At 69.9% G+C, this 2,601-nt stretch carries 2 protein-coding genes; both read right to left on the reverse strand.

The features are described from left to right. Positions 1-74 precede the first annotated feature (74 nt). Entirely contained in the window at positions 75-920 is an 846-nt protein-coding gene (locus VHA72_RS15630; RefSeq protein ID WP_325576862.1) for a hypothetical protein, read from the reverse strand. Further along, positions 920-2,335 carry a dicarboxylate/amino acid:cation symporter gene (locus tag VHA72_RS15635; RefSeq protein ID WP_325576864.1) on the reverse strand — a complete coding sequence of 472 codons (1,416 nt, stop codon included), beginning with the start codon at positions 2,333-2,335 and terminating at the stop codon, positions 920-922. The genes VHA72_RS15630 and VHA72_RS15635 overlap by 1 nt, the downstream gene beginning before the upstream one ends. Positions 2,336-2,601: the final 266 nt, after the last annotated feature.

Consider the following 2,601-nt stretch of genomic DNA (forward strand, 5'->3'; position numbering starts at 1 on the left):
GGGCATTCCTTCGTGTTCTGCGTGACGCGAGGCATCACGGTGCTTCTTCCTGGCGGTCCTGCGTGGCGGGCGGCTCAGCTGCGCACCCGCCGTCCCACCGCCGAGCGGAGGGTGTGCCCGAGAAGGAGGGCGACGCTCGCCAGGGCAAGCACCGCGAGGATCGCGCCGCCGGCGAGGGTGGTGTTCCCCGCGCCCTTGCCGACGCTGTCGGTGACGGCCGAGCTGAGCCGGGTGGAGGACGGACTCGCGGCGGCTGCCGGGGTGGCCTCGGTCGCGGCCGCCGGGGCGACGTCGGTCGAGGGCGACGCACCGGTGGCGACCGGCGCCACCACCGTCGTGCCGGTGGCGCTCGGCGAGACACTCGCCGACGGGTCGTCCGACGGGTCAGGCGAGGCCGACGACGCGGCGGCGGTGGTGCTCGCCGTGGCCGAAGGCGCGGGCGAGGCCGTCCTGGTCGGCGCGGCGCTCTTCGACTTCGTGCTCTTCGCCGGGCTCTTCACGGCAGCGCTCTTCGAGCTGCTCGCCTTGGCGGAGCCGGAGGAGGTGCTCCCACCGGAGCCGGAGGTGGACGTCGGTGCCGACGAGGACGGCGACGGCTTGGGGCTGCTCTGCTGCGCCTTCCAGGTCTGGTAGCCGGCGATCCGGTCCCACTCGGTCCAGTGCACCGACTTGGTGCCGTTGTCCGTGTGGTAGATGACCTCGTTGTCGGCGAAGTCGTACTCCACGCCCGGGATCGCGGTGCAGGCGTAGTCGTCGTACCCGGGCAGCGTGTCCTGGCCGTCGGTGTAGGACTGACCGCCCACGGTGACGGTGATCGGGGCCGGGTTGTCGGCGGGGTTGGTGATGTCGGTGGCGTGCGCGGCCGGCGCCAGGGCGAGGGTGCCCAGGCCGAGGACGACGGGGATCAGCAGCTTCTTCATCAGGTGTTCGCCAGCTCTCGGGTCTCGGCCGGCACCAGGCCGGCGGTGGTGGGGAAGGGGTCCTCGATCGGGAGGTCGGTGGCATCGGCGAGATCGACGAAATCGGCGCGGCCGGCGAAGATGTCGTCGTCGAGCAGACCGGTCTGGCGGGCGACCACCGTGGCGCTGGCCGCGGCGGCGGTGACATTGGTCATCGTCCGGGCCATGTCGGCGATCGTGCTGATCGGGATCGTCACCGCTACGAACTCCAGCGGCAGCCCGGCCGCGGCGAAGACGGTCGCGGCGGCGACGGTGGCCGCGGCCGGCACCCCGGCGGTGCCGATCGAGACGACCACACCGAGCATCGCCAGCATGAGGTAGTCGCGGGGGCTGTAGTGGATGTCGTAGGCGTTGAGGCCCCAGATCGCGATCAGCACCGGCCAGATCCCGGCACACCCCGGCATGCCGATGGTGGTGCCCAGCGGCGCGGTGAAGTGCGCGATCTCGGGGTGGACGCCGACCTTGCGGGTGAGCTGGTCGGTCGTGACCGGCAGGGTGCCCACGCTGCTCTGCGTGGTGAAGGCGGTCAGCTGGGCGGGAAAGACCTTGCGGAAGAACGCCGTCGGCGAGACGTTGGCGAACACCCGCACCAGGACGCCGTTGACGACGTAGGTGTGCAGGAAGCAGGCACCCCAGGTGAGCGCGAGCAGACCGGCCAGCGACCAGAACTGCTTGCCCAGGTCGGCGCTCGTGCCCACCGTGGTGGCGGTCAGCGCGACGATGGCGTACGGCGTGAGCCGGATGACGTAGCCGACGGCCTTGAAGATGACCAGCTGGAGCGCCTGGGCACCGTCGCGGAACGGCCGCACCTGCTCCGGCTTGCGCTCGACGAGCGAGAGGTAGGCGACCGAGAGCACGACCGCGATCAGGATGATCGGCACGATGTCGTTGGCGCGGAAGTTCTCCACCACGTTGGTCGGGAAGAAGCCGACCACGACCTGGGTGAAGTGCTGGACCGAGTTCTGCAACACGTCGGTCTCGGCGCCGCCGAGCTTGTCGTGGACGCCGGAGCCGGGCTGGAAGGCCAGCCCCAGACCCAGCGCCAGCACGACACCCAGGGCGTTGCTCAGCAGCAGCCAGAAGATGGAGCGCAGCCCGATGCTGCGCAGCTTCGCCAGGCTGCCCAGCGACGTCACCGAGGAGACGATGGCCACCAGGATCAGTGGGGCCACGCAGGCGAGCAGGATGTTGATGTAGATCTTGCCGATCGGGTCGACGTACTCGACGTGGTCACGGGCGACGAGCCCGATCGGGATGCCGGCGGCCAAGGCGATCAGCGTGACGACGCTGAAGTTCAGCTTGCGGCGGCGGAGCCAGTGGATGCCCACGGCGACGACTGCCACCGCCGCGAGCGTGCCCCACGCGGGCCAGTTCATGCGATTCCCCTTCGATGCTGCGTGCCCGGGCGGGCGACGCAGGCATACGTTATTGGTTAACTAAATTGAGTTACTAGACTTTCTCAATATCCGAGACTGAGGTCTCGATGAACGAGACGACCGGCCTAGGGTCGGGTCGTGACCCGCTATCGCATCGCGGTGAAGCCCGGCTCGACAAAGGGCCCGCTGGTCGAGGTCGGTGCGGACGGCGTCCTGACGGTGTTCGTGCGCGAGCGCGCTGTGGACGGTGCCGCGAACACCGGCGT

It is taken from the genome of Nocardioides sp. (genome assembly GCF_035547795.1).
In the GTDB taxonomy this organism is placed as follows: Bacteria; Actinomycetota; Actinomycetes; order Propionibacteriales; family Nocardioidaceae; genus Nocardioides.